Genomic DNA, 22,528 nt, shown 5'->3' with positions numbered 1-22,528 from the left:
TGGGCCAGGTGTGCCCGGCCGCCGGGTGGTGGGATGCGGCGGCCGGGCCGGACGGCGGACACCGGTCGACGACGACCGGCGGAAGAAAGCGCTCTCTCTGGCAGACAGGGTCAGCCCGGCCATCGGGTGGTGTCAATAGAATCGGACGGTTCCGGAACCGATCGACCGGTTCCTCAGCCGTCGCGGCGCAGCCGGCCCGTCTCCCTGCCCTGGGCGTTCACGAGCACCAGCACGTCGCCGTCCAGCCCCGCCCGGGACGCCCCGGACAGCCAGGCCGCCACCGGAACGTTCTCGCAGCCGATCGCCGTGCTGGGTCCGGCGGTGGCCAGCAGGGCGCCCTCCGCCCCGGCGACCCACCGTCCACCCTGGCCGTTGCAGCCGTCCGAGCCGCGCCAGGCGCCGTCGGCGCGCAGATCCACGTACGCCGGTGTGGGGTCGGGTGGCCGCGGGCCGACGGGCACCCAGCGGCCGAGCAGGGCGGACCGGCCGGCCGGCGTCAGCCCCGCCGGCAGTGCGGCGGCCGGCGTGAGGGCGCGCCGGACCTCGGGAGTGACCACGGGCGGCTCGGCCAGCGACGGCAGCAGGTGCGGCCCGGGGGTGGGCTTCGCGCCGGGCGCCAGCCGGGCGACCTGCCGCCCCTGGTCGTCGAGGAGGATCGGGGTGTTCCCGGCCAGCCGGAAGGCGGTGGCCCGGGCCAGCCAGCCGGGGCCCGGCCCTGGACTGGTCGGGCAGCCCGGTGTGCCGGACGGCGAGCGGCCGGGAAGGTCGGCCACGAACAGGCCGCCCGCGTCCGCCCGCCACGTCCCCAGCGACACCCCGCAGCGGTCGAACCACAGCAGGTCGCCCTGGTCGGGGGGAGCGAGCCGCAGGATTCCGCCCGCGTCCCCGTCCGCCGCCGCGACCGTCCAGGACCCGATCAGGGCGACCGGGTCCGGGGACGGTCCGGCGCTCGTGGGGCCGGCGACCGGCGATCCGGTGGGGGCGCTCGGCCCCGGCCCGACCGCCTCGGCGCAGCTCGTCAGCACGGCAGTCGCCGCGACCGCCGCCACCACGTGCCCGCTCCACCGCATGGTTCGCGCCCCCTCCACCGCCCCGACCCGGACGTTTCGTGCTTGGACGAGGAGCCGGGGCGGGTGGTTCCGCTACGGCGTCGCGAGGCCCACGCTGATCGTCCTGGTCAGGGTGGCGTTGTCGTCGTCGCCGTCCAGCGACCAGACCATCGCCCCGGCCAGGCCGGCCCGCCGGATGTAGAGCGTCTTCTGGAACACGACCGCGGGATCGTCGTACGTCCAGAAGGTGGTGCCGTCGAACAGCCACGCGTGGCCCGCGCGCAGGTCGCGGTGGACGGTCCAGCCCTTGCCGGCCAGGGTCTTGAGCTGCTTGTAGTCCTCGTAGCCGGCCTCGAAGGTGGCCGGCGCGGGCCCGGCCGCGGGCTGGAACAGGCCGTCCCCGCCCCCGGTCACACCGGTCCAGCCGCGACCGTAGTAGGGGATGCCGAGGACCAGCTTGCCCCGCGGCGCTCCGCGGGCCAGCCAGCCGTCGATCGCCACCTCGGCCGAGAAGTCCGGGCTGTCCGGCGCGCCCGCCGGCACGCGCAGCGCCGACTGCTGGTTGGTCACCGCGTCCCAGGACCCGTGGAAGTCGTACCCCTGCACGGTGGCGAAGTCCAGGTACCGGAAGATCTTCCGGCCCTCGTACCCGGCGTCCATGGCCGCCGGGTTCGCCGGCAGGAACGCGGTAAGCGCGTAGTGCTTCCGGGCCTGCCGGCCGTACGCGTCGAGCTGCCGGCGGAACTCCGCGAGCAGCTTCGTGAAGTTCTCCCGGTCCTCGGCGCGGACCACGTTGCCCGGCTCGCCCGGCCAGTTCGGCCACTCCCAGTCCAGGTCGATGCCGTCGAACACGCCGGCGGCGGCGCCCGGGCCACCGCTGCCGCCGTCCAGCACCGGGAGGTTCCCCTTGAGGTAGAGGTCGATGCAGGAGGCCACGAACGCCCGGCGGGACGCGTCGGTGCGGGCGGCGTTGGAGAAGTACGTCGACCAGCTCCAGCCGCCCAGCGAGATCATCACCTTCAGGTCGGGGTGCCGGGCCTTGAGCTTGGCGAGCTGGCCGAAGTTGCCGTTGAGCGGCTCGCCCCAGGCGTCGGCGACGCCGTCGACGCTCTCCTCCGCCGGCACGGGGCGCTGGTAGTCGGCCCAGGCGTCACCCTCGCCCGGCCCGCCGTCCACATAGCAGCGTCCGTCCTCGCTGACGTTGCCGAAGGCGTAGTTGACATGGGTGAGGCGGCTCGCCGCCCCGGAGGTGTCGAGCTTCTTCACCGGGAAGGCCCGGCCGTAGATGCCCCACTGGGTGAAGTAGCCGACCCGGTGGTATCCGGCCCGGCGGGACGAGTCCTCCGCCGCGCTCGCGGCGCTCGGCGGGGCGGCGGTGATCAGCATGGTCGACAGGGCGACGAGGGCGGTGAGGCGGCGGTGGCGGAACGGTCGCATCGGCACTCCCACGAGGGACGGAGCGGGATTAGTTAAGAGACCTTTCTGATCGATGAAGCTAAGCCGGTCGCGATTCGGGGTCAAGTGCGCCGCGCGGAGTTGCTAGGCTTGCGGGAGCGCGCCGGGAGACCCGCGCGCCGAATCGGAGGAGACAGACATGACGGGCGACGACGACATCTCCGGGTGATCCCGGACCACCTCGTCGCATCCCTGTCTCGTCATCCGGGCGGCCGTGCCCTGCCCGGCTCAATCCCCGAGGGTCTTCTCGATGTCCGACAACTGTGTCGTGTGCAGCAACCTCTCCTTCTCCTGGCCGGACGACACCCCGGTCTTCCAGGACCTGTCCTTCACCGTGCCGCCCGGCCGCACCGGCCTGGTCGCGCCGAACGGCGCCGGCAAGACCACCCTGCTGCGGCTGATCGCCGGCGACCTCACCCCCACCGGCGGCGCCGTGACCGTGGACGGCGTGCTCGGCTACCTGCCGCAGAACCTGCCGCTGGCCGGCGAGTTGACCGTTGCCCAGGTGCTGGGTGTCGACGCGGTGCTCCGGGCGTTGCACGCGATCGAGGCCGGTGACGCCCGCGAGGAGCACTTCACCACCGTCGGCGACGACTGGGACGTGGAGGAGCGCAGCCGGGCCGAACTCGACCGGCTGGGTCTCGGGGACGTCCCGCTCGACCGGCGGCTGGCCACGCTCAGCGGCGGGCAGGTGGTTTCCCTCGGCCTCGCCGCCCAACTGCTCCGCCGCCCCGACGTGCTGCTGCTCGACGAGCCGACGAACAACCTCGACCTGGACGCGCGCCACCGCCTGTACGCGGTGCTCGAGGAGTGGTCCGGCTGCCTGCTCCTGGTCAGCCACGACCGGGCCCTGCTGGACCGGATGGACCGCATCGCCGAACTCGATCGCGGGGAGGTGCGGCTGTTCGGCGGGAACTTCACCGCCTACGAGGAGGCGGCCCGGGCGGCCCGGGAGGCGGCCGAGCGCACCGTGCGCGGCGCCGAGCAGGAGGTGAAGCGGGAGAAGCGCGAGATGCAGCAGGCCCGGGAGCGGGCCGAGCGGCGGGCCGGCAACGCCGCCCGCAACCTCGACAGCGCCGGCCTGGCCCGGATCGTGGCCGGCGGGCTCAAGCGCAGCGCGCAGGAGTCGGCCGGCCGGTCCCGCCAGTTGCACGCCAACCGGGTGAGTGAGGCCCAGTCCCGGCTCGACGAGGCCAGCAGGGCGCTGCGCGACGACCAGACGCTGACCCTGGACCTGCCGGACACCACCGTCCCCGCCGGCCGGACGGTCGTGGCGGGGGAGCGGATGCAGGTCCACCACGACGGCCGGGCCGTCTTCACCGGGGCCGGGGTGGACCTGACCATCCGCGGGCCCGAGCGGATCGCCCTGACCGGCCCCAACGGCGCCGGCAAGTCCACCCTGCTCCGGCTGCTGCAAGGCGACCTCGACCCGGAGAGCGGCGAGGTGCGCCGGGGCGAGGGCCGGGTCGCGTACCTGTCGCAACGGCTGGACCTGCTCGACCCGGACCGCACGGTGGCGGAGAACTTCGCCGCGTACGCCCCGGACCGGCCGCCGGCCGAGCGGATGAACCTGCTGGCCCGGTTCCTCTTCCGGGGCGCGCGCGCCCACCTGCCGGTCGGCGTGCTCTCCGGCGGCGAACGGCTGCGGGCCACCCTCGCCTGTGTCCTGTACGCGCAGCCGGCGCCCCACCTGCTGCTGCTGGACGAGCCGACGAACAACCTCGACCTGGTCAGCGCGGGCCAGTTGGAGAGCGCCCTGGGCGCCTACCGGGGTGCGTTCGTGGTGGTGAGCCACGACGAGCGGTTCCTCGCCGAGATCGGCGTGCGGCGGTGGCTCCGCCTCGACGGCGGCCGGCTCCGCGAGGTGCCCGCACCCGAGCCTGCCTGAGCCCACCGCCGCGCAGAGGCGGAGAGCGGGGTCTGGACGGACTTAAACTTGCACCGCTAGTTTGTGCCGCATGGACCTTCAGCTCTCCGCCGAGCAGGAGGCGGCCCGCCGGCTCGCCGCCGAGTTCGTGGACCGGGAGGTGGTGCCGCACGCGGCCGCCTGGGACCGGCGGGAGGAGGTCGACCCCGGCATCGTCGGGAAGCTGGGCGAGCTGGGTTTCCTCGGGCTCACCGTCCCCGAGGAGGACGGCGGGTCCGGCGGGGACCACGTCACCTACTGCCTCGTGCTGGAGGAGCTCGGCCGGGGCGACTCCGCCGTCCGGGGCATCGTCTCGGTGTCGCTCGGGCTGGTCGCCAAGTCCATCGCCGCGCACGGGTCGGCGCCGCAGCGCGCCGAGTGGCTGCCCCGGCTCTGCTCCGGCGCCGCACTGGGCTGCTTCGCGCTCACCGAACCGGACAGCGGCTCGGACGCCGCCGCGCTGCGCACCCGGGCGGACCGCGCCGGCGGCGACTGGCTCATCACCGGCACGAAGACCTTCATCACCAACGGCACCACCGCCGACGTGGCACTGGTCTTCGCCCGCACCGGCGGCCCGGGGCACCGGGGCATCACCGCGTTCCTGGTGCCCACCGGAGCCGCCGGGCTCACCCGGCGGGAGATCCACGGCAAGCTCGGCCTGCGCGGGCAGGCCACCGGGGAACTCCGGTTCGACGCGGTCCGGGTGCCCGACTCGGCGCGCCTCGGCCCGGAGGGCGGCGGCTTCCGGCTGGCCCTGGCCACCCTGGCCAAGGGCCGGATGTCGGTGGCCGCCGGCTGCGTCGGCATCGCCCAGGGCTGCCTCGACGCCGCGGTCGGCTACGCCGGGCAGCGCACCCAGTTCGGCAAGCCCATCGCCGGGCACCAGCTCGTGCAGCAGCTGATCGCCGGCATCGCCGTGGACACCGCCGCCGCCCGGCTGCTGGTGTGGCGGGTGGCCGACCTCGTCGACCGCGGCGAGCCGTTCGCCACCGAGGCCTCGATGGCCAAGCTCTTCGCCAGCGAGGCCGCCGTGCGCGCGGCCAACAACGCCGTCCAGGTCTTCGGCGGTTACGGCTACATCGACGAGTTCCCGGCCGGCAAGTACCTGCGGGACGCCCGCGTCATGACCCTCTACGAGGGGACCAGCCAGATCCAGCAACTGCTCATCGGGCGCGCGCTGACCGGCGTCAACGCCTTCTGATCCGAGGAAGAACCCACCGACCCGGGAGGGCATCCGGCATGGACAGCTTCGCCTGCATCGAAGGGCCGGCCGTGGCGGCCGGCCGTCCCCACCGGAGCGCGGCCCGGTGACCGCGCTGTCGCTGGCCGTGGTGCTGGCCGAGGCCGCCCGCCGGCACCCGGACACGGTGGCCGTGGTCGACGGCGACACCCGGGTCAGCTACGCCGAGCTGTGGCGGGAGGCCCGCGGCTACGCCGCCGGGCTGCGGGAGCTGGGCGTCGGCCCGGGAGACGCGGTGGCCCTGCTGGCCCCGAACGTGGTCGACTTCCCCCGGGTCTACTACGGCGCGCTGGCCGCCGGTGCGGTGCTGGTGCCGGTGCACCTGCTGCTGACCGTGGACGAGGCGGTGCACGTGCTCCGCGACAGCGGCGCGAAGCTGCTGGTCTGCCACGGCTCGCAGCTCGCCGTGGGCGCCGCGGCCGCGGCGGCGGCGGGCGTACCGCTGGTCACCGTCGGTCCGGCCGGCGCCGGCGGGTCCCGGCTGGAGGAGGTGAGCGGGCGGGTGCCGGCGCTGCCGTCGTACGTCACCCGGCAGGCGGAGGACACCGCGGTGGTGCTCTACACCAGCGGCACCACCGGCGTGCCCAAGGGCGCCCTGCTGACCCACCTCAACCTGGTCATGAACGCCACCGTCAACGTCTTCGACGCCAACGACGCGCGCCGCACGGACGTGGTGCTCGGCTGCCTGCCGCTGTTCCACAGCTTCGGCCAGACCGTGGCGATGAACGGCACCTTCCGGATCGGCGCGACGCTGGTGCTGCTGAGCCGGTTCACCGGGCCGGCCGCCATCGACCTCATGCTGCGCGAGGGGGTGAACGTCTTCCACGGCGTGCCGACCATGTACGTGGCGCTGCTCGACGCCGCCCGGGACCGGACCACCCTGCCCCGGCTCCGGCTCTGCGTCTCCGGCGGGGCGTCGCTGCCGGTCGCCGTGCTGGAACGGTTCCACGCCGCCTTCCACACGACGATCTTCGAGGGCTACGGGCTCTCCGAGACATCGCCCACGGCGACGACCAACCAGCCGCACTTCGGCACCCGCCCCGGCACGGTCGGGCACCCGGTCTGGGGCGTCGAGGTGGAGATCGCCCGCCCCGACCTGGACGACCGCATCGAGCTGCTGCCGACCGGCGAGCTCGGCGAGATCGTCATCCGCGGGCACAACGTCTTCGCCGGCTACCTCGGGCGGCCCGAGGCCACCGCGGAGGCGGTGGTCGACGGCTGGTTCCGCAGCGGCGACCTGGGGCGCAAGGACGCCGACGGGTTCGTCACCATCGTCGACCGCACCAAGGACATGATCATCCGAGGCGGCTTCAACGTCTACCCGCGCGAGGTCGAGGAGGTCCTGGCCCGGCACCCGGCGGTCGGCCAGGTCGCGGTGATCGGCGTGCCGGACCCCCGGCACGGCGAGGAGGTCTGCGCGGTGGTGGTTCCCGACCCGGCCGGCCCCGGCCTGCCGGACGAGCAGGAACTGATCGACTGGTCCCGCGAGCACCTGGGCCGGCACAAGTACCCGCGCCAGGTCCGGTACGTCGACGCGCTGCCGATCGGGCCGAGCCACAAGGTGCTCAAGCGGGAACTGCGCCGCACCCTGGTGCCGCCGGCCGACTGACCAGGAAGCGGGTACGCGCAGCCCCGGAACCGGTGGCTGCGCGTACCCGCCCGGACGGGTTGGTCAGTGCATGCCGGCGGCCTGCGCCGCCGCCTCCTCCTGGGCCCGGCGCTCGTCGCCGCTGAGCGTGTGCAGGGGCTTCTCCTTGATGAAGAGGACCACGACCATCGCGAGCAGGGCCAGCGGCGCACCGACCAGGAACAACTCGGCGGTGGCGGTGCCGTAGACGTCCTGCACGATCCGCAGCACCGGCTCGGGCAGCGCGGAGAGGTCCGGCACGGCGGCGGAGGAGCCACCCCCGGCCGCGGCCGGGCCGAGCCGCTCGGTCATCAGGGCGGTGACCCGGTTGGCCAGGACGGCGCCGAGGGCGCTGACCCCGATCGCGCCGCCCATGCTGCGGAAGAAGGTCAGCACGGAGGTGGCCGCGCCGAGTTCCTGGGCGGGCACGTCGTTCTGGGCCGCCAGCACCAGGTTCTGCATCAGCATGCCGACGCCGACGCCGAGCACCGCCATGTAGACCGAGAGGACGACCACGCTGGTGCCGGCGCCGATGGTGCCGAGCAGCAGCATCCCGGCCGTCATGACGGCCCCGCCGGCGACCAGGAAGATCTTCCAGCGGCCGTACCGGGTGATGAGCTGTCCGGCGACGGTCGAGGACACCAGCAGCCCGAAGATCATCGGCAGGCTCATGAGACCGGCCACGGTCGGCGACTTGCCCAGGGAGATCTGGAAGTACTGCGACAGGAAGACGGTGCCGCCGAACATCGCCACGCCGACCAGGACGCTGGCCACGGTGGCCAGCGAGACGGTCCGGTTCCGGAAGATGTCCAGCGGGACGATCGGCTCGGCGGCACGGGACTCGACGAACACCGCCACCGCCAGCACCGCGACGCCGCCGACGACCATCAGCGCCGTCCAGCCGGAGGCCCAGGCGAACTTCTGCCCGGCCAGCGACGACCAGACCAGCAGCAGCGAGACACCGGTGGTGATGAGAGCGGCGCCGAGCCAGTCGATCCGCACCTCGCGGCGGACGACCGGCAGGTGCAGGGTCCGCTGGAGCAGGAAGATCGACAGCAGGGTGAACGGGACGCCGATCAGGAAGCACCAGCGCCAGCCGAGCCAGGAGGTGTCGACCAGGACCCCGCCGATGAGCGGCCCGGCGATGGTGCCGACGCCGAAGACGGCGCCGAAGATGCCCGCGTACCGACCGAGTTCGCGCGGTGGGATCATGGCGGCCATCACGATGGTGGCCAGCGCGGTCATGCCGCCGGCGCCGACGCCCTGCACGATCCGGCTCACCAGCAGCACCTCGACGTTCGGGGTGAGGCCGGCGATCAGCGAGCCGACCACGAACAGGCCCAGGGACGACTGGATGAGCAGCTTCTTGCTGTAGAGGTCGGCCAGCTTGCCCCAGAGCGGCACGGTCGCCGTCATGGCCAGCAGCTCGGTGGTGACGATCCAGGTGTAGACGGTCTGGCTGCCGTTCAGGTCGGCGATGATGCGCGGCAGCGCGTTCGCCACCACCGTGGACGCGAGGATCGACACGAACATGCCCACCATGAGGCCGGAGAGGGCCTGGAGTACTTCGCGGCGGGCATGCGGGCCGGGCCGACCTCGGCGGCGTCGGCGGGCGCGGTGGGTACGGACATGCGGTTCCTCAACTCGGGGTGCGGGACGGGTCGGGCGCCGGGCCGGGGTCCGGCAGGCCGGCGGCGAGGGTGTCGAAGGCCTCGTCGACCAGGTCGGCGAGGGGTCGGGCGCCGGCGGTGGCCGCCCAGCGGAGCATGGCGGTGCGGAACGCGGCGCCGGTGACGTTGGTGAGCAGGGCGGGGAACCCGTGGTCCCCGGGTACGCCCACCCGGGCGGCGACGACGTCGATCATCGCCCGCTCCGCCTCGGCGCCGGCGGCGACCAGGCGCGGCAGCAGGGCCGGGTTGCGCATGACGACGTCCATCCGGAGCAACCACAGCTCGCGGTCCTCCTGCATCTCCTCGATCACCTCGGCGAGCGCCGCGCGGATGGCCGCGAGGGCGGGCACCTCCGGCGGCACCTCGGCGAAGCGCGCCACGAACCGGGCGTTGAGCAGCGCCTGGTCGCCGATGAGCGCGTCGTCCTTGCTCGGGAAGTAGTTGAAGAAGGTCCGGGAGGAGACGTCGGCCGCCGCGCTGATCTCCTCGACGGTCACCTGGTCGAGACCGTGCTCGGCGACCAGGCGCAACGCGGCGGTGGCCAGCGCGGTGCGGGTCCGCCGCTTCTTGCGGTCGCGCAGGCCGCCGTCGGCGGGAGGGCTGTCGGGGATCACCGGGCGACCCTACAGGCGATCTTGCAGAGTGTGCAAAGTTTCGTGCGCTGAAGTGAGCCGACCGACACGGGACGCCCGACCGGCACGAGGTGCCGGCCCGGTGGTCACGGCTCGAAGACGGCGCGGACGCAGCCGTCGTGCCGGTTCCGGAACAGGTCGTAGCCGAGCGGCGCCTGGCCGAGCGGCATCGTGTGGGTGGCGAGGTGCTCGGTGACCAGCTCGTCGCGGGCCATCCGCTCCAGCAGCATGGGGATGTACCGGTGGCCGTGCTGGTGGGCGCCGCGCAGGGTGAGGCCTTTGCTCAGCACGGCCCCGAGGGGGAACCTGTCCACAAGATCGGCGGAGGCCCCGAGGAGGAAGACGCTGCCGCCCTTGCGGCAGTGGTGGACGGCCTCGCGGGCGGCGACGGGTGGGTCCGACTCCAGCCGGAGCTGTCGCTTGACGCGGTCGTACCGGAACCGGGGGCCGCCACCGCGCAGCGCCGTGCCGGCCGCCTCGACGCACACGTCCGGGCCCCGCCCGCCGCTGCGTTCCCGCAGCTCCCCGCCGACGTCCTGGGTCTCGTAGTCGAGGGTCTCGACCCCGAGGTGTCGCTCGGCCATCCGGAGCCGGTCGGTCAGGCGGTCGATCACGACGACCCGCGCCGCGCCCAGCAGCACGGCAGCCCGCGCGGCCAGTTGACCGACGGCGCCGGCACCCCACACCGCCACCACGTCACCCGGTCGGACGCCACCGAGGTCGGCCCCCATCCAGCCGGTCGGGGCGGCATCGGAGGCGAACAGCGCCCGCTCGTCGGCCACCCCGTCCGGCACCGGGAAGGCGCCCTGGTCGGCGTACGGGATCCGGACGTACTCGGCGTGGCTGCCGGCGAACCCGCCGCGGGCGTGCGCGTTGCCGTAGCAGCCGCCGGAGGCGAAGCCCGACGCCTGCTCGGCGTGGGCCGCGTCGGGGTTGCCGTTGTCGCACAGCGAGAACTCCTGCCGGCGGCAGTACCAGCACCGGCCGCAGGAGACGGCGGAGCAGACCACCACCCGGTCGCCCACCCGGTGCCGGCGCACCCGGGGCCCGATCTCGACCACCTCGCCGAGGAACTCGTGCCCGAGCACGTCACCGCGCGCCGTGAACGGGAGGCGGCCGCCGATCAGATGCAGGTCGGAGCCGCAGGTGACGCTCTTGCGTACCCGGACGATCATGTCCTGTTCGTTGCGGAGCTGCGGGTCCGGGACCTCGGTCACGGCCAGGTCGTCGACGCCCCGCCAGACCAGCGCCTTCACCCTCGCCCCTCCCCGGGCCGCCCCGGCCCTCCTCGACATCGTGCCCGAGGGAGGTGCGCGATCCGGGTGGCCTGGGCGGCCTCCCCCGTCCGGGGTATCGGGTCGCCCGTTTCGTCGTATATGAGAGCTATGTCGGGGTGGCTTACTAAGCTCCACGATGTCATCCAGTCCTCGACCCGGGGACTCCCGGTGCCGGCCGCGCCACGCGGTCGCATCGTCGCGAGCACGCCGATCGGCGCTGCCCCGGGGCGGCTGGAACCAGGTCGCCGGCACCCACAGGGATGCGTGAATCACGATGATGGACGCGGACACCATGGTCCTGCCCCGGCTCGGGCCGGGGGAGATCCGGGTCGAGGACCCGTGGGGCGAGGAGCGGACGGTCGGAGCCCGGGGCCGCGCCCACCGTCCCGCGGCCGACACCTCCCGGTGGCGACTCGCCGCGTGGCTGCTGCCGGCGCTGCTGACCGGGGCGCTCGGCGTCGTGGGGGTCGGCACGCCCGGCCTGCGTCTGGCGGAGCTGGCGACCTGGCGCGCCGCCACCTCCCCCTGGCCGGACGGGCTGCCCGGCGGCGACGTCACGCTCGTGCCCTACCACCTGCTGATGCGCGCCTGGGCGGCGGCGTTCGGCGCCTCCGACCTCGCGCTGCGCGTACCGTCCCTGCTCGCCGTGGCGGCGGCCGCGGCGCTGGTCGGCGCGCTGGCCGCCCGGATGTTCGCGCCGGGCACGGGCGTCCTGGCCGGGGTGATCTTCGCCCTGCTGCCGAGCGTCACCCGGTACGGGCAGGAGGCCCAGCCGTACGCGCTGGCGCTGTTCGCCGCGGTGCTGGCCACCTGGTTCCTGCTCCCCGCCCTGGACCGGCCGAGCCTGCGCCGCCTCGCCCCGTACGCCGGCGCGGTGGTCCTGCTCGGCCTGTGCCACGCGGTGGCGCTCCTGCTGCTCGTCGGCCACGGCTGGGTCGTCCTCGCCTTCCGGCGCGGGGCGGCGGGCCGGTGGTTGGCCGCCGCGTTCCTCGGCCTGCTGCCCACCGCCGCACTGCTCTGGTCCGGGGTACGCGCCGGCGGGCAGATCGCACCCGCGGCCCGGCCCGACCTGTCCGCCCTGGCCGCGACCCCCGGCGAGTTGTTCGGCGTCGCCGCCCTGGGCGCGGTGCTGCTCGGCCTGGCCCTGTTCAGCCTCCCGCTGCGGCACGCCGCGGCCGTCTGCACCGCGTGGGCGGTGGTGCCGCCGCTCGGCCTGCTGCTCCTCGCCCAGGTGGCGCAGGTCTGGTCGCCGGCGGCCCTGCTCTTCACGCTGCCGGCCTGGGCGACGCTGGCCGCGGCCGCCCTGTCCCGGGTGCGCGCCGGCTGGTGGGTGGTGGCGCTGGCGGCGTTGGCCCTGGCCGGCGTGCCGGCCCAGGCGGCCGCACGGGCACCGGACGGGCACGGGCAGGCCCCCCACGAGGTCGCCGAGATCATCGGCGCCCGGCGGCTGGCCGGCGACGGCGTGGTCTACGGCGACGCGGACGCGCGGAACCTGGTGGCCCGCTACCTGCCCGCGGACCGGCGCCCGACGGACGTGCTCGCCGCCGCGCCGCCGCACGGCTGTGCCGGGTGCCTGTCGGGCGTCCGGCGGGTGTGGGTGATCCGCCCCGGCGAGAGCAGAGACCCCGTGCCGCCCTTCGGGGACGCGACGGAGCGGCTGCTCAGGACCGGATACCAGGTGGCGCAGGTCTGGCACCCGACCGGGTTCACGCTGGCCCTTCTGGTGGACGAGCGCACCGCCCGCTGACCGATCAGTACCTTTCCAGCCCCACTACCCGCGCAGGATCAGCCTCGGTCGGGTTCGTGGCGAGAGCACCATGGGGGAAACGTGGCCATCGCCGCCGATACACGCCCGTCCCGGACCGGCGCACCGGGCAACCGTCCGCCGGTGATCGCCCCGGTCGGTCCGCCCGGCCGGAAGGGACCGGACCGCCGGCAGCTGAACATCGGAGCCCGCCTGGCGTACGCCAGGTGCGGCGCCACCGCCGGGCCGCTGGTCGCGCCGCGGCACCCGGGGGCGGCGGTGGAATTCCGGCACGTCGCCTCGCCCGCGGCGCGGCTGGTGCTGACCCTGCTCGTGCTGGTCAACAGCGCGGCCGGGCTGCTGTTCGTCGGCTGGCTGCTGCTGCCCCAGCACGTGCCCGGCCCCGGCCTCGTCGGGCCCGGCGGCTGGGAGACGATCGCGGCCCGGCTCGGCTTCTGCGTGGTCGTCGGCGTCGAGTTGATCCGCCTGGCGCAGAACGTGGTGGTGTGGGTGTTCGCGTTCCACGCCCGGGACCCGGTGCCGGTCGACCCGCCGGTCGGCCTGCGGGTGGCGCTGCTCACCACGATCGTGCCCAGCAAGGAACCGCTCGACGTGGCGGAGCGGACGCTGCGGCGCCTGCGGCAGATCGTCTACTGCGGACGGGTCGACGTCTGGATCCTCGACGAGGGGGACGACCCCGCGGTGAAGGAGATGGCCGAGCGGCTCGGCGTCCACCACTTCAGCCGCAAGGGCCGGCCGGAGTACAACCAGCCCGGCGGGGAGTTCCGGGCGCGGACCAAGTCCGGCAACCACAACGCCTGGCGGGCAGAGAACGAGGACCGGTACGACGTGGTGGCCAACGTCGACCCGGACCACGTGCCGCTGCCCAACTTCCTCGAACGCACCCTCGGCTACTTCCGTGACCCGGACGTCGCCTTCGTGGTGACCCCCCAGGTGTACGGCAACATGCACCAGAACTTCGTGGCGCACGGCGCCTCCGTGCAGCAGTACCTCTACAACGGCCTCATCGCCCGCGGCGGCAACGGGCTGGACGCGCCGCTGCTGACCGGCACCGGCCACCTCTACCGGCCGGCGGCCTGGCGGACCATCGGCGGCTACCAGGACTCCATCATCGAGGACCACCTGACCAGCATCCGCGTGCACGCCGCGACCAACCCGGAGACGGGCAACAAGTGGAAGGGCGTCTACACGCCCGACGTGGTGGCCATCGGCGAGGGCCCGACCTCGTGGGCGGACTACTTCAACCAGCAGAAGCGCTGGGCCGCCGGGATCTGCGAGATCCTCGTCCGGCGGGAGCTGCGCGCGCCGCGCGAGCTGCCGTCCCGGCGGCGCTGGCAGTACCGCCTGCTCCAGTTCTACTACCCGAGCGTCGCGATCAGCCTCCTGCTGGGCAACCTCGCCACCGCCCTGTACCTGCTCACCGGGGTCGGTTCGGCGCAGCTCGACGTCACCGTGTGGTCGGTGCTCTGGGGGTCGACCTTCGGCACCTGGTTCGTGCTGTGGCTCTGGCTGCGCCGCTTCAACATCGCCCCGCACGAACGGGAGGAGATCGGCATGGTCGGCATGGCGCTGGCGCTGTTCGCCGGCCCCGTCTACGTGGCCGCCGGGTTCACCGCCCTGCTGCGCCGCAAACTCGGGTTCGTGGTGACGGCCAAGGGGAGGCTGCGCACCGTCGAGTCGATCCGCACGTTCCGGCTGCACCTCTGCTGGGCGGGCGTCTCCGCCGCCCTGCTCGGCGCGAGCTTCGTGCTGGACAACAGCTCGCCCCTGCTGCGGGTGTGGCCCGTCCTGACCCTCCTGACCGGTCTCGGTCCGCCGCTGATCGCGCTCGCCTCGAACCTGCGGGCCACCGACCAGCCGGAGGACGAGGTGGTCGTGCCCGCCCCCGCTCGCGCGGAGGCCGAGGAGGTCCATCCGCCCCGGTCCCGGGTCGCGGCCGAGGAGGCGCTGCGATGATCAGGTTCACCTTTCCGAGGATCGTGCTGGTGCTGACGGGCGCGCTGCTGCTCACGTACGCCTTCGCCGTGGCGCCCACCGTCGGCGCCGAGGGCCGGGGCGGAGCGGTGACGGCGGAGGCGAAGGTGGCCCGGCCCCGAGCGCCCTTCCCGCCGGCGGGAAAGACGTTCGTCGGGGTCATGACCGACAAGGGGCCCCACGACTTCGCGCCCGTGGACCGGTTCGCGGCGGCGGCCGGACGCCAGCCGCAGGTCATGCTCTTCAGCGAGGGGTGGGCGTCCGCCACGTTCGACCGGACGCTCTTCGACCGGATCCGCGACCGCGGCATGATGCCGATGCTGGGCTGGGAGCCCTGGGACTACCGGCTGGACGAGAAGGCCCGGCAGCAGAAGCTGACCGCCCAGCAGATCGACGCGGTCCGATCGGCCCAACCCACCTACCGGTTGTCCCGGATCGCCGGGGGAGAGTTCGACACCTACGTGCGGTCCTGGGCGGAAGGGATCAAGTCACTGGGTTACCCGGTGGCCATCCGCTTCGCCCACGAGATGAACGGCTACTGGTACCCGTGGTGCGAGCTGGTCAACGGCAACCAGCCGGGTGACTACGTGAAGGCCTGGCGCCACGTGCACGACGTGTTCCGGGCGGCGGGGGCCACGAACGTCACCTGGGTGTGGAGCGCGAACGTCCGGTACACCGACCTGACGCCTCAGATCGCCACCTACTACCCGGGCGACGACTACGTGGACTGGGTGGGCGTCACGGGCTACTACGGCAAGTACGACTTCGCGCCGTACCTCTCCTTCGACGAGGTCTTCTCGAAGACCATCACCGAGATCCGCTCCTTCACCAGGAAGCCGATGGTCGTCACCGAGACCGGGGCTTCCGACCACATCGGGCGCAAGGCCGAGTGGATCAGGGAGGCCTTCCAGACCCTGCCCAGGTACCCGTTCATCATCGGGCTGATCTGGTTCGAGGTGAACAAGGAACTCGACTGGCGCATCGTCAGCTCCCCGGCCGTGGCCACGGCCTTCGCCGACGCGGTCGCCGCCCCTCGCTACCAGGTCACCTGGTCGCCGAACACGTTCCCCCGCACGGAGGGCTGACGGTGAACAGGTTGACCGCCGGGCGGGCCCTGCTGGTGCTGACCGGAGCCCTGCTGCTGACCTACGCGGTCGCCGTGGCGCCGACCGCCGTGGTCGGCGGCCGGGAGGAGCGCCGGCCGGACCCGCCCGCCACGGCCGAGCCGGCCGCCGCACCCCGGCCGGCTGCGGGACTCTTCCCGCCGGCCGGGAAGGCGTTCATCGGTGTCATGACCGACAAGGGCCCGCACGACTTCGCGGTGCTGGACTCGTTCACGGCGGCCGCGAAACAGCAGCCGCAGGTGATGTTGTTCAGCGCGTCGTGGAACGTGGACGCCTTCGACCGGACGCTGTTCGACCGCATCAGCAGCCGGGGCATGCTGCCGATGCTGGGCTGGGAACCGTGGGACCACCGGGTGGACAAGGCGGCCCGGGAGAAGAACCTGCCGGTCCGGCAGATCGACGAGATCAGGTCGAACCAGCCCGCCTACCGGCTGTCCCGCATCACGGCCGGGGACTTCGACCCCTACCTGCGGTCCTGGGCCCAGGGGATCAGGTCTCTGGGGTACCCCGTGGCCATCCGCCTGGCGCACGAGATGAACGGCGACTGGTATCCGTGGTCCGAGGCGAGCAACGGCAACCGGCCCGGCGAGTACGTCGCGGCGTGGCGGCACGTGCACGACCTGTTCCGCGCGGCGGGGGTCACCAACGTGACCTGGGTGTGGAGCCCGAACGCCCGGTGGGACGCGTCGCAGCCGAAGCTGTCCGGGTGGTATCCGGGCGACCACTACGTCGACTGGGTGGGTGTCACGGGCTACTACGGCATCGGGGCCTACACGGACTACCGGTCCTTCGACTCGATCTTCGGCCCCACCATCACCGAGATCCGCGGGTTCAGCGGGAAACCGTTGGTCATCACGGAAACCGGGGCCTCCGACGCCACCGGGCGCAAGGCCGAATGGATCACCGACGCCTTCCGGGCGCTGCCGCGGCACCCGGACATCATCGGCCTCATCTGGTTCGAGGTGGACAAGGAACTGGACTGGCGCATCGTCAGTTCCCCGGCCGTGGCGCAGGCCTTCGCCACGGCGGTCGCCGATCGTCGCTACCAGTTCAGCTGGTCTCCCGACCTGCTCCTGCGCACGAAGCTGGAGGACTAGGCTTCGGACATAAGGGGACAATAAGGTATAGCCGGCGCCGGCGAGGAACGCCCCGCGCCGGCGGCGCGAATGGCGGTGGAGAAGACGTGGTACGGCTGACCTGGCCGCGGGTGCTCATGGCGGTGACCACCGCGCTGCTGCTCGCGTACGCCTTCGCCCTGGCGCCGGTCACCACGAGCGGGGGCGGGAAGGGTGCCGCGCCCGGCCCGCCGACGAGAGCCGAGTCCGGTGCGGTGGTGCCAGCCGGCGCCGACGGCCCCCCACTCCAACCGGCCCCGGAACTCTTCCCGCCCGCCGGCAAGACGTTCTTCGGCGTGATGACCGACAAAGGGCCGTACGACTTCACCGCGGCGGACCGCTTCGCCGCGGCGGCGAGGCGCCAGCCGCAGGTGATGCTCTTCGGCGCCGGCTGGGCGTCCGCGACCTTCGACCGGATGCTCTTCGACCGGATCAAGGACCGCGGCATGCTGCCCATGCTGGGCTGGGAGCCCTGGGACTACCGCGTGGACGAGGCGGCCCGCAAGCAGAAGAAGCTGACCATCCGCCAGGTCGACCGGGTCCGCTCCACCCAGCCGCACTACCGGCTGTCACGGATCGTGAGCGGCGACTTCGACGGCTACCTGCGCTCCTGGGCCGAGGGTGTGAAGTCGCTCGGCTACCCGGTCGCCATCCGGTTCGCCCACGAGATGAACGGTGACTGGTATCCGTGGTGCGAGAAGGCCAACGGCAACCGCCCCGGCGAGTACGTCCAGGCGTGGCGGCACGTGCACGACCTCTTCGAGCGGGCCGGGGCCACAAACGTCATCTGGGTGTGGAGCCCGAACGCCCGGTGGAGCAAGACGACCGCGAACCTGGCCGACCTGTACCCGGGCGACGACTACGTCGACTGGGTGGGCGCCACCGGTTACTACGGCACCGGGGTCTGGTCGGCCTACTGGTCCTTCGACGCCATCTTCGGCCCCACCATCGCGGAGATCCGCACCTTCAGCCGGCGACCGCTGGTCGTCACCGAGACCGGCGCCTCGGGCGCCGGCGGGCGTAAGGCCGAGTGGATCCGGGAGACCTTCCGGACACTGCCGAAGCACCGGGACGTCATCGGGCTCATCTGGTTCGAGGTAGACAAGGAACTGGACTGGCGGATCGTGAGCTCGCCCGCCGCGTCGGCCGCCTTCGCCCAGTCGGTAGCCGCGCCGCGCTACGACTTCCGCTGGTCGCCGGACCTGGTCCCGCGCACCGACCTGGAGGAGTAGGCCGGCCGGCAGGTCACCGGTCGCACCCCGGTCGGGGTTCGGAGCGCGGAAGCAGCCGTGCCGCGACCCGGCGCAGCGGCCGGCCGTCCCCGGCGAGCTTCCTCATCCGCCGCCACGCCGTACGCCCCGGCGGGCCGGTCGCCCCGCCCGCGGCGTCGGCCGCCTCCTGGAACGTCCGGGACGGCGACTCCTGCGGGCCGAGCGACTGCTGCACGGCCCGGCCCTCCTGGTCGACCGTGGTGTCGACGGTCCCCACCACCGCCTCGATGATCTGGGGGTTGCGGTCGACGGTGCTCAGGGCCCGGTCGAGGATGGCGTTCAGCTCGTCGAGCCGGACCTCCAGCATCGCCTCCGTCGTCACGCCCCGGAGGTCGACCCGCACCGTGCCCAGCCGGGCCTGCATCCCGACGTCCAGCTGAAGCAGGCTGCCCAGCCGGGCGCGCAGCGACACGTGGGCGTCCAGGTCGTCGCCCTCGACGCAGACGTCGTCGACCCGCAGGTGGGGGACCTGGAGGACCACGTCCGGGTCGGACATCGTCGGGGCGCTGTGGTGCGCGACAGGCTGCCGCCGGTCACCCTCCGCCGAGGCGCGCCGGGGATCGGCGGTGCCCGCGCGCGGCTCGCCCGGTTCCTGCCTCCCGTTGCCCACCTGACCTCCGTCGCCCGCTCGCCGCCCCGCCGGCGTGCCATTCCCCGAAAGGGCGACGGCACACCTGACGGCCGCGGGGGATCCGGCTCACACCAGCCCGCGCACCGCCTTGAGCGCCGCCTCGACATCGGCCTCGCTGTTCGCGATGGTCGCGCCGAAGCGCAGGTGGGACGGGCTGTACGGGGTGCTGCTGGCGATCACGTTCGCGGCGTACAGCCGGCCCACCGCCTCACCCACCGGAATGTCGGGCACGGCGCAGCAGACGACCCCGGCGGACAGCTCGGCCGCGCGCGGGGTGACCAGCCGGATCCCCCGGATGCCGGCGAGGCCCTCCTTGAGCCGGTCCGCCAGTTCCCGGTTCCGCTCGGCGACCCGGGCCGGACCGATCCGGTGGTGGAACTCGAACGCGTCGGCGAGCGCCCACCGGTGCTCGAAGCTGTGGTAACCGCCCGGCGTGTGCGCGGGCCCCGGCGGCGTCGGCTGCCCGGGCGTGCCGGCGAACAGCCAGCGGCCGATGCTGCGCCGGTCGAAGGTGGGGATGACCGGGGTCATCCGGCTCCACGCCCGGGTGCTGCCCCAGACCAGCCCGGTGCCGCGCGGCCCGAGCAGCCACTTGTGGCAGCCCGAGACCAGCACGTCGCACCCGAGCTGCTCCGGCGTCGCCGCGTCGGCGGCGAAACCGTGCACCGCGTCGACGCAGACCAGCGCCTCGGGGCTGCGCGCGCGGACCGCCTCGGCGAGCTGCCGGACCGGCAGCTTCACGCCGGTGCTGGAGTGCACCCAGGTCAGCGCGACCACCCGGGTGCGGGGGGAGAGCGCCGCCGCCAGGTTGCCGACCATCTCGTCGACGGTGGTCACCGCCGGATCCCGGTAGAGGCGTGCCCGGCGCACGGTCACCCCGTCCCGCTCGGCCCGCAGCCGTAGCGACTCGTGGGTGGCGTAGAAGTCGTGCTCGGTGGTGAGCACCTCCTCGCCCGGCCGCAGCCGGACCGCGGTGTAGACCAGCCCGAGGCCCATGGTGGTCGAGTCGGTCAGCGCGATCTGGTCGGGCCGGGTGTCGAGGTGGCGGGCGGCCGCTCCGAGCACCGCGCCGTCGAGCCGTTCCTCGTTGGCGCCCAGGTAGCCCATCGCGTCCCGGTCGAGCGCGTCGCGGTGCGCGGCGACGGCGGCGCGCACCGGGGCCGGGTGGGGTGCGAAGACGAAGGTGGCCAGGTGCGCGCGGCTGCGGTCGAGCGCGAACTGGGCCCGTACGCTGTCCCAGCTCGCCGGATCCAGGGTCGGTGCGGCGCTCGCCGCCGGCCCGGCTGCCTCCCGTTGCTCCGGCTCGCAGCCGGTGGCCAGGCCGGTCACGCCGGCCGCCGCGGTCACGCCGAGCAGGTTCCGTCGGGTGAGCTGCATCGCTCCATCGTCCACTGTCCACGTCACGGTCAGGTCACCGCGCCGCGGGCCGCCCGGCGCGACGACTGGTGATTTCACCGATGCGGGCGCGGGGCGGCGACTCCAATACTGACGCATGTCGATGGATCTCCGACCCGACAAGGAGCAACCGACGTGCGATCAGCCACCACCACCCGTCCCCGTAACGCCGTCCGCGCCCTGGCCCGACTCGGCGTGGCGGCCGTCCTGGCCGCCGGCGGCGCCCTGGCCGTCCCCGCCGGCGCGCAGGCCGCCGACAACCCCTACGAGCGCGGCCCCGCGCCGACCAGCGCCATCCTGGAGGCCAGCCGCGGCCCCTTCGCCACCTCGTCGTACAGCGTCTCCTCGTTGAGCGTGACGGGGTTCGGCGGCGGGTCCATCTACTACCCGACCAGCACCAGCGAGGGCACCTTCGGGGCCATTGCCATCTCGCCCGGCTACACCGCCGCGTGGTCCAGCCTCTCCTGGCTCGGGCCGCGGATCGCGTCGCACGGCTTCGTGGTCATCGGCATCGAGACGAACAGCCGCTTCGACCAGCCGGCCAGCCGCGGAGCCCAGCTGCTCGCCGCGCTCGACTACCTGGTGGAGCGCAGCGCGGTGCGGGGCCGGATCGACGCCACCCGGCTCGCCGTGGCCGGGCACTCGATGGGCGGCGGCGGCAGCCTGGAAGCCGCCGCCGACCGGCCGACCCTGCAGGCCGCCGTTCCGCTCGCGCCGTGGAACCTGGACAAGACCTGGACCGAGGTACGCGTCCCGACGCTCATCATCGGAGGCGAGTCCGACTCGATCGCCCCGGTCGCCTCCCACTCGGAGCCCTTCTACACGAGCATCCCGGCCACGTCGGAGAAGGCGTACCTGGAGTTGAACGCGGCGGACCACTTCTTCCCGCAGACGGTCAACACGCCGACGGCCAAGCAGATGGTGGCCTGGCTGAAGCGCTTCGTGGACAACGACACCCGGTACGAGCAGTTCCTCTGCCCGGGCCCGAGCGGACTGGCCATCGAGGAGTACCGCAACACCTGTCCCAGCTCCTGAGCCTCGCCCCGGGGCGGCCGCCGCGGCGGCCGCCCCGCCGTGCGGGGCGTGTCCAGACTCGGCGTGCGTGGGGGAGGCGGGCGCGATGGGCGGCACCGGTTCCCCGGGCCGGGTCGACGGACGGACGGCGCGGGCCGCCCGCACCCGGGCCGCGATCGTCGAGGCGCACCTCGCCCTCATCGCCGAGGGTGACCTGCGCCCGACGGGCGACCGGATCGCCGAGCGGGCCGGCGTCTCGCTCCGCACCCTGTGGACCAACTTCAAGGACATGGAGACCCTGTTCGAGGCCAGCGGCGAGGAGCTGCTGCGCCGGCAGGACGCCGCGTGGCGGCCGATCTCGGCGGCGCTGCCGCTGGCGGAGCGTGTCGACGCGTACTGCCGCCAGCGGGCCCGGCTGCTGCAACTCATCGCGCCGTCCGCCCGGGCGGCGCAGTTGCGCGAGCCGCTCTCGCCGCAGTTGCACCGCAACCGCCGCAAGCACATCGACCGGGTGCGCGACGAGGTCGAGCAGCTCTTCGCCGCCGAGCTGGACGGGGCCGGGCCGGGGCGGGAGCAGCTGGTGCACGCCCTGGTGGCGGCGAGCATGTGGTCGGCCTGGTCGATGCTGCGCGACGGCCTGGGGCTCGGCGTGGGCCCGGCCCGCGCGGTGATGGCCCGTACCGTCGCGGCGCTCCTGGCGGATCCGACCGGGCCACCTCTTTTCGAAGAGGTTACCGATAGGTGAAACTGGATGCGTGGTTACTGCATTCAGAGTGCAAATAACCCTGCACGGCCGTGAGGACGAGTGCCGGTCGGCCCGCCGCCTGCTCGACGACGCCGGCGGCGGCGCGCTGCTGTTCCACGGCGAGCCCGGTTCCGGCCGCAGCGCGATGCTGGGGTACGCGCGGCAGCACGCCGGTGCGCGGGCGGTCCTCGCCGGCGCCGGCCTCGCCGACGAGGCGACCCTGCCGTACGCGGGCCTGCAACGCCTCCTCGACCCGGTGCTCGACCGGGTCGGGTCGCTGCCGGACCGGCAACGGCGGGTGCTGCGGCGCGCGCTGGCCGGCGACGGCTGCCCGGACGCCCAGCGGCTGACCCTGGCCACCGCCGTGCTCGCCCTGCTGGCCGCCGCCGCCCGCGACCGTCCGCTGCTGTGCACGATGGACGACGTCGACGCCGGCGACCCGGGGACCGCCGAGACGCTCGCCGTCGTGGCCCGCCGGCTGTGCCGGCTGCCGGTCGCCCTCCTGCTCGCCGCGGGCGGTGCGGCGGCCCGCGACCTCCCCGCCCACCGGCTGCGCCCGCTGGACGAGCGGCAGTGCCGGGCGCTGCTCGCCGACCTGCGGCCCGCCCCACCGCCGGCCGCGGTGGCCGCCGAACTGG

18 protein-coding genes are annotated in these 22,528 nt (G+C 73.8%); 11 read left to right on the top strand and 7 right to left on the bottom strand.

The genetic code is table 11. The annotated features are described in order from the left end of the window. Nucleotides 1-173: 173 nt before the first annotated feature. Both ACW0Q9_RS16090 and ACW0Q9_RS16085 read right to left on the bottom strand, forming a co-directional pair. Entirely contained in the window at nt 174-1,088 is a 915-nt protein-coding gene (locus ACW0Q9_RS16090; protein WP_456182083.1) for an META domain-containing protein, read from the bottom strand. 54 nt (nt 1,089-1,142) lie between these two features. Beyond that, nucleotides 1,143-2,486 carry a glycoside hydrolase family 18 protein gene (locus tag ACW0Q9_RS16085; protein ID WP_456182082.1) on the bottom strand — a complete coding sequence of 448 codons (1,344 nt, stop codon included), beginning with the start codon at nt 2,484-2,486 and terminating at the stop codon, nt 1,143-1,145. Nucleotides 2,487-2,754: 268 nt separating this feature from the next. Between ACW0Q9_RS16085 and abc-f the strand changes: the two genes are divergently transcribed. The 3 genes from abc-f to ACW0Q9_RS16070 all read left to right on the top strand — a co-directional run bounded on the left by abc-f (nt 2,755) and on the right by ACW0Q9_RS16070 (nt 7,259). Next, nucleotides 2,755-4,392 (top strand): ribosomal protection-like ABC-F family protein, encoded by a 1,638-nt coding sequence (abc-f, locus tag ACW0Q9_RS16080; protein WP_456182080.1) that lies wholly within the window; start codon nt 2,755-2,757, stop codon nt 4,390-4,392. A gap of 70 nt (nt 4,393-4,462) precedes the next feature. Next, nucleotides 4,463-5,611, top strand: coding sequence for an acyl-CoA dehydrogenase family protein (locus ACW0Q9_RS16075; protein WP_456182078.1), 1,149 nt, complete (start codon nt 4,463-4,465; stop codon nt 5,609-5,611). 106 nt (nt 5,612-5,717) lie between these two features. Beyond that, nucleotides 5,718-7,259: a long-chain-fatty-acid--CoA ligase gene (locus tag ACW0Q9_RS16070; protein WP_456182076.1), complete on the top strand. Its 1,542-nt coding sequence runs from the start codon at nt 5,718-5,720 to the stop codon at nt 7,257-7,259. 63 nt (nt 7,260-7,322) lie between these two features. On the opposite strand, the gene ACW0Q9_RS16065 is transcribed toward ACW0Q9_RS16070, so the two are convergent. From ACW0Q9_RS16065 to ACW0Q9_RS16055, 3 genes are all read right to left on the bottom strand, one after another. Beyond that, nucleotides 7,323-8,810 carry an MDR family MFS transporter gene (locus tag ACW0Q9_RS16065; RefSeq protein ID WP_456182074.1) on the bottom strand — a complete coding sequence of 496 codons (1,488 nt, stop codon included), beginning with the start codon at nt 8,808-8,810 and terminating at the stop codon, nt 7,323-7,325. Nucleotides 8,811-8,916: 106 nt separating this feature from the next. Then, nucleotides 8,917-9,561, bottom strand: coding sequence for an acyl-CoA-like ligand-binding transcription factor (locus tag ACW0Q9_RS16060; protein WP_456182072.1), 645 nt, complete (start codon nt 9,559-9,561; stop codon nt 8,917-8,919). A 104-nt stretch (nt 9,562-9,665) separates the two neighbouring features. Beyond that, nucleotides 9,666-10,835, bottom strand: coding sequence for a zinc-dependent alcohol dehydrogenase (locus tag ACW0Q9_RS16055; RefSeq protein ID WP_456182070.1), 1,170 nt, complete (start codon nt 10,833-10,835; stop codon nt 9,666-9,668). A gap of 295 nt (nt 10,836-11,130) precedes the next feature. Between ACW0Q9_RS16055 and ACW0Q9_RS16050 the strand changes: the two genes are divergently transcribed. The 5 genes from ACW0Q9_RS16050 to ACW0Q9_RS16030 all read left to right on the top strand — a co-directional run bounded on the left by ACW0Q9_RS16050 (nt 11,131) and on the right by ACW0Q9_RS16030 (nt 18,066). Then, entirely contained in the window at nt 11,131-12,603 is a 1,473-nt protein-coding gene (locus ACW0Q9_RS16050) for a glycosyltransferase family 39 protein (RefSeq protein ID WP_456182068.1), read from the top strand. 141 nt (nt 12,604-12,744) lie between these two features. Beyond that, nucleotides 12,745-14,577, top strand: a complete 1,833-nt coding sequence (locus ACW0Q9_RS16045) for a glycosyltransferase family 2 protein (RefSeq protein WP_456182066.1) — start codon at nt 12,745-12,747, stop codon at nt 14,575-14,577. Continuing rightward, nucleotides 14,574-15,680, top strand: a complete 1,107-nt coding sequence (locus ACW0Q9_RS16040) for a glycoside hydrolase family 26 protein (RefSeq protein WP_456182064.1) — start codon at nt 14,574-14,576, stop codon at nt 15,678-15,680. Before ACW0Q9_RS16045 ends, ACW0Q9_RS16040 begins: the two co-directional genes overlap by 4 nt. A gap of 2 nt (nt 15,681-15,682) precedes the next feature. Next, on the top strand, nt 15,683-16,816 hold the full coding sequence (locus ACW0Q9_RS16035; RefSeq protein ID WP_456182062.1) for a glycoside hydrolase family 26 protein: 1,134 nt from the start codon (nt 15,683-15,685) through the stop codon (nt 16,814-16,816). A gap of 86 nt (nt 16,817-16,902) precedes the next feature. Next, nucleotides 16,903-18,066, top strand: a complete 1,164-nt coding sequence (locus tag ACW0Q9_RS16030) for a glycoside hydrolase family 26 protein (RefSeq protein ID WP_456182060.1) — start codon at nt 16,903-16,905, stop codon at nt 18,064-18,066. Between the two features lie 13 nt (nt 18,067-18,079). On the opposite strand, the gene ACW0Q9_RS16025 is transcribed toward ACW0Q9_RS16030, so the two are convergent. Together ACW0Q9_RS16025 and ACW0Q9_RS16020 are read right to left on the bottom strand one after the other, a co-directional pair. Next, the gene (locus tag ACW0Q9_RS16025; RefSeq protein ID WP_456182058.1) at nt 18,080-18,715 is read right to left on the bottom strand and encodes a hypothetical protein; all 636 of its coding nucleotides are present in this window, start codon (nt 18,713-18,715) and stop codon (nt 18,080-18,082) included. An 87-nt stretch (nt 18,716-18,802) separates the two neighbouring features. Further along, complete coding sequence (locus ACW0Q9_RS16020; RefSeq protein ID WP_456182056.1) at nt 18,803-20,113, bottom strand: aminotransferase class V-fold PLP-dependent enzyme; 1,311 nt, start codon at nt 20,111-20,113, stop codon at nt 18,803-18,805. Nucleotides 20,114-20,266: 153 nt separating this feature from the next. Between ACW0Q9_RS16020 and ACW0Q9_RS16015 the strand changes: the two genes are divergently transcribed. The 3 genes from ACW0Q9_RS16015 to ACW0Q9_RS16005 form a co-directional block, all read left to right on the top strand. Next, complete coding sequence (locus ACW0Q9_RS16015; protein ID WP_456182054.1) at nt 20,267-21,166, top strand: alpha/beta hydrolase family protein; 900 nt, start codon at nt 20,267-20,269, stop codon at nt 21,164-21,166. Nucleotides 21,167-21,251: 85 nt separating this feature from the next. Then, nucleotides 21,252-21,890, top strand: coding sequence for a TetR/AcrR family transcriptional regulator (locus ACW0Q9_RS16010; RefSeq protein ID WP_456182085.1), 639 nt, complete (start codon nt 21,252-21,254; stop codon nt 21,888-21,890). Between the two features lie 28 nt (nt 21,891-21,918). After that, nucleotides 21,919-22,528, top strand: a 610-nt coding sequence (locus ACW0Q9_RS16005) for an ATP-binding protein (RefSeq protein WP_456182052.1), incomplete at its 3' end; no start/stop codon positions are given.

It is taken from the genome of Micromonospora sp. I033 (assembly GCF_053890995.1).
This window is presented reverse-complemented; position numbering and strand designations above follow the sequence as displayed.

Coding starts and splice junctions, on each gene's coding strand:
- ACW0Q9_RS16040 (WP_456182064.1), top strand. CDS start 14,574: ATGATCAGGTTCACCTTTCCGAGGATCGTGCTGGTGCTGACGGGCGCG.
- ACW0Q9_RS16075 (WP_456182078.1), top strand. CDS start 4,463: ATGGACCTTCAGCTCTCCGCCGAGCAGGAGGCGGCCCGCCGGCTCGCC.
- ACW0Q9_RS16050 (WP_456182068.1), top strand. CDS start 11,131: ATGATGGACGCGGACACCATGGTCCTGCCCCGGCTCGGGCCGGGGGAG.
- ACW0Q9_RS16010 (WP_456182085.1), top strand. CDS start 21,252: ATGGGCGGCACCGGTTCCCCGGGCCGGGTCGACGGACGGACGGCGCGG.
- ACW0Q9_RS16020 (WP_456182056.1), bottom strand. CDS start 20,113: ATGCAGCTCACCCGACGGAACCTGCTCGGCGTGACCGCGGCGGCCGGC.
- ACW0Q9_RS16085 (WP_456182082.1), bottom strand. CDS start 2,486: ATGCGACCGTTCCGCCACCGCCGCCTCACCGCCCTCGTCGCCCTGTCG.
- abc-f (WP_456182080.1), top strand. CDS start 2,755: ATGTCCGACAACTGTGTCGTGTGCAGCAACCTCTCCTTCTCCTGGCCG.
- ACW0Q9_RS16065 (WP_456182074.1), bottom strand. CDS start 8,810: ATGTTCGTGTCGATCCTCGCGTCCACGGTGGTGGCGAACGCGCTGCCG.